The following is a 3495-nucleotide window of genomic DNA, read 5'->3' as shown; positions in this document are numbered from 1 at the left end:
AACAGAAGGGGAAAAATATAAAAGGCTCAATCTGGAATATGGCAAATTATTAGAAAATCCAGATAGCAATTTTAAGTTAATTGAAAAATATAGAAAAGAATTAGGTAAAATAGAAAATAATTGGGTTAATCGTAATTTAAAAGGAATTGAATTAGAAAAGGAAGGCAAAATAGATAAGGCTATGAAATTATATGAAAAGAATATTGAAGAAGAATTTGATGGTAGTCATCCATATACAAGACTAGCTATAATTTATAGTAAAAAAGGATTATTAGATGATGAAATCCGAGTATTGAAAAAAGCTGTTTGGGTATTCGATAATGTTATTTATAAAGAACGAGGCGATAGGTCACAGATGCTTGATAAATTTAAGAAAAGATTAGAAAAAGCAAATAAAAAAAGATTATAAGAAAAATGAGAAAATGGGGTCTTTACTCTTGACGAATAATTTAATTAACTGTCAAGAATAAAGATTTAACCCTAAGAATTAAAGAATTATAAGCAATATACTCTTAATGACTATGATGGCGAGGGCGTTGTCAAGAAAGTTAAATTTGAATTAGTGGATATTCCTGAAAATACAAAAGTGGGTAGCAAAGTTTTAGAAGAGGGGTGTCCCTGAGAGGTTTAAATATCAAAATGGAGGATTTAAGATAATGAAGTGTTCTATAAAAAATTATAAGGAGAGTCTAAAATTTTATATAATCATTATCATCTTAATATTATTTCTTTCTTTAATATATATTAATCCTGTTTATGCCAAAATTTATGTCATTAAAGATACAGAGGGTAATATTGTCTGTATCAACAATAGCGGCACATTGGGGACCGAATATGCAGAGCTAGGCTATACTATTGAATTATTATTTGAGAGAGCAAGGAGTCCGGAATACGAGGAAAACATTGAAAAAGAAAGGATTGAAAAGGAGAAAAGGGAAGAGGAATTGGCCAAAAAGCAGGAAGAGGGAAAGGCTTTAAAAAAAATTGAAGAGCAAATTAAAAAGACAGAGGAACAAATTAAAGAACTAGAACGAATTGAAAAGTTACGAAAGGCGACGGAAGTTAAGATTATAGATTCTACTGACTATATAAGCGAGTCTGGAAACTATCATTATTTCGAGGGAGTTTTAAAAAATAATGGCAAGGTTACTACGAAGTGGGTAAAAGTTAAAATTTTCTTGAAAAACAAATATGATAACTTAGTTTCTCTGGAAACGTCTTATTCTGACCCTATACATTTAAGCCCTAATCAAGAAGGAACTTATAGTATTATAGCCTATAATAACCCTGACGTAGCTAAATACGAAATTCAAGTTTTATGGGAGTATTAAATATCATATAGAAGGACTAATTAATTAAAATTAATTAAAATAATCAAAATAGAGATACATCCCTTTTTCTCAAACAATTAATATTTTACTTTATAAATAGGGATAGACGCCCATTTTCTTAGACAATTAATATTTTACTTTTAAATTAGATAGATAGATAGGGAAGGTGTGCCAAGTCAATAATTCGGTAACTTTTAGTTGAATATCTATAGGGTCTGAGGAGTTTCTTAATCATATAGTCGAGGCTTTAGATATTATTATAGATAGACGTCCTAAAGGAAGACCTTGTAAAAGGAAAAGCTAAACCATAGAAAAAATAGGATGTATCCCTATTTTAATTAAAATATTAGATATGTACTTGCAAAAAGAGAGAAGAGAAGTATAATAAGGAAAGAAATATACAAAACCTACGGCAATAAAGTATAATGCCGTAGGTTTGTGAAAGTAAGGTAATGAAATTGAAGAATAAAATTAAAGAAAAAATTAAAGAAGTTTTTTATATTAACAATGGTTATATTAGAACAAAAGATATAAGTTCTAAAGGTATAAACAGAAGATACTTGAGAGATTTAATTAATGAGGGTGTTATTGAAAGAATAAAACAAGGTCTTTATAAATGGAAGGATGCAAAATTTGATGTTGAAGAAGAACTGATTAATGTATCCAAAATTATTCCCCATGGAGTTATTTGCCTTGTATCAGCCCTGGCTTACTATGAGCTTACCACTTATACACCGGGGGAATATACCATAGCAGTCAGGAGAAATTATAATATAAAACTACCTGATTATCCACCCATAAAACTTTATTATTTTTCTGATAAAGGTTATACGGATGGAGTAGAAAAAATAGATATAAATGGAAATATTATTAAGATATATAATATTGAAAAAACTATATGCGATTGCCTTAGGTACAGAAATAAAATCAGCAAAGATATTATTGTAGAAAGCATCAAGGAATATGTTAAAAGAAGAGATAAAAACATTTCTAAACTAATGAATTATGCTGCTAAAGCAAAGGTTAAAGACGTTGTTCAGCAATATATGGAGGTACTTATGTGAGAGATGAAGTAAGAAATATAGATGCTTCAATTAAAGCAAGGCTGAAAAATATTGCTAAAGAGCACAGAAAAACTTTTAATCTGATCCTGCAGTTATACATGCAAGAGAGATTATTATATCGTTTAAGTGTCTCTGAGTATAAAGATAATTTTATATTAAAAGGTGGATTGTTATTATTTTCAATGTCTGGATTTACGGGTAGGCCGACCAGAGATATAGATTTCCTGGCTTATCAAATATCAAATAATATGGAGAATATAAAAGAGGTATTTAAAAAGATATGTAGGGTTGAATACAATGATGGTATTGTATTTAATTCTAATTCTGTTTTTGTTGAAGAAATAAAGAAGGAAGCGGAGCATGGAGGAATAAGGGTAAAATTAACCGGATATTTAGGAAAAGCTAAAGAGATGCTTTGGGTAGATATAGGTTTCAACGATATTGTTGTACCGGAAGTTATTACAGCTGATTATCCTGTACTTCTGGACATGGATTATCCTAAAATAAAGATGTATTCTTTTGAATCTGTTGTAGCAGAAAAATTTGAAGCTATTGTTTCTTTGGGAGAGTTGAACAGCAGGATGAAAGATTTTTACGATGTTTTTATTTTGTTATCTGAAAAAAACTTTAATAGAGATATTTTGCAGAAGGCCATAGTAGAAACTTTTATAAGAAGAGGAACAGATATTCTGAAATTTGATCAGGTTTTTAAGAAAGAATTTATTGAAGATGATAATAGAATAAATCAATGGAAATTATTTCTAAAAAAGATAGGTCATCAGAATATTGAATTTGAATATGTAATGGATGCTATAAAAAAATCTCTGTTACCTATATATAATAATATTAAAAAAGAAAATAGATTTTGAGAGGAAATAGAAGAAAATAGGGACAGGTGTGCCAAGTCAATAATTCGGTAACTTTTAGCGGAAAACTTATAGGATCTAAGGAATTCTTAAAAGGGTGGTTGAAACTTTAGACAATGCTATATATAGATGTCCTAAAGGAAGATCTCGTAAAATGGAAAGCTAAACCATAGAATAAATGGGATGTGTCCTTATTTTCCAAGAATAGGCTTCCATCTTTTTATGAAGATCTGC

Annotated in this window: 4 protein-coding genes; all 4 read left to right on the top strand. The window is 29.2% G+C overall.

The annotated features are described in order from the left end of the window. A partial coding sequence (locus COZ07_RS07070) for a M48 family metallopeptidase (protein ID WP_406607868.1) occupies nucleotides 1–409 on the top strand: 409 nt, incomplete at its 5' end. A gap of 247 nt (nucleotides 410–656) precedes the next feature. Continuing rightward, on the top strand, nucleotides 657–1331 hold the full coding sequence (locus COZ07_RS07065) for a hypothetical protein (protein WP_406607867.1): 675 nt from the start codon (nucleotides 657–659) through the stop codon (nucleotides 1329–1331). A 452-nt stretch (nucleotides 1332–1783) separates the two neighbouring features. Beyond that, nucleotides 1784–2395: a type IV toxin-antitoxin system AbiEi family antitoxin domain-containing protein gene (locus COZ07_RS07060; protein WP_406607866.1), complete on the top strand. Its 612-nt coding sequence runs from the start codon at nucleotides 1784–1786 to the stop codon at nucleotides 2393–2395. Continuing rightward, nucleotides 2392–3264, top strand: a complete 873-nt coding sequence (locus COZ07_RS07055) for a nucleotidyl transferase AbiEii/AbiGii toxin family protein (RefSeq protein ID WP_406607865.1) — start codon at nucleotides 2392–2394, stop codon at nucleotides 3262–3264. Before COZ07_RS07060 ends, COZ07_RS07055 begins: the two co-directional genes overlap by 4 nt. The last annotated feature ends 231 nt before the right edge of the window (nucleotides 3265–3495 follow it).

The organism is Candidatus Infernicultor aquiphilus, from assembly GCF_002784285.1.
Lineage (GTDB): Bacteria > Atribacterota > Phoenicimicrobiia > Phoenicimicrobiales > Phoenicimicrobiaceae > Infernicultor > Infernicultor aquiphilus.
Note: the sequence above shows the minus strand (reverse complement) of the source record. Positions and strands in the feature narration are given on the sequence as shown.